At 45.4% G+C, this 601-nt stretch carries 1 protein-coding gene; it reads left to right on the forward strand.

Annotated elements, in window-relative coordinates; genetic code table 11:
- Nucleotides 1-123: 123 nt before the first annotated feature.
- Nucleotides 124-579: a DinB family protein gene (locus ACYU87_RS27625; protein WP_461137227.1), complete on the forward strand. Its 456-nt coding sequence runs from the start codon at nucleotides 124-126 to the stop codon at nucleotides 577-579.
- Nucleotides 580-601: the final 22 nt, after the last annotated feature.

Here is a 601-nt window from a genome sequence, read left to right on the forward strand (position 1 = left end):
GCTGATAAAATGCCACTTATATACGACCAAAGCTTTCCAAGTAGCTAGCTAATACTTTCCTCTTTTGACAACCTAAAGACGGGTATATTTTCCCCGATGGTCATCCCTAACGTAATACGAACGATGCAGAAAGAGGTCCTCTTAGATATGTTAGCCCAAAACCGAACAACCTGTTCGGTTGCTTTCGATCAAATTACAGACGAGAACCTCAATTTTCGTCTCAATGAAGAAACGGCTTCGATCGGGTTTATTTACCGGCATGTGGGTGAAATGATGAATTTGTTTGGCTTATTCTTTGGGCTACCCGTAGAGACTCATAATACCACCATGGGCGAACTTGATAGGGGTCAGGGCCAAGATTTGGTCGGTAGTCAAGCGTTGGTAGCAGCCAGCTATGCGATGTTCCAGGCTTATGTCGAGACGACCGCTGATGAAACTTGGCACGATCTCATCGAGACGCCTTTCTTTGGTAGTGTTTCCCGAGCGCGCTTATTTAGTCATGTGCTGTTTCACACAGCGCATCATGCCGGACAGATATCTCTCACTTTGAGCAGAGGAAAGAAAATGCTACAGTCGTAGTCAACTGGTAAAGTTGGACAGA

Source organism: Spirosoma lituiforme, from assembly GCF_054776635.1.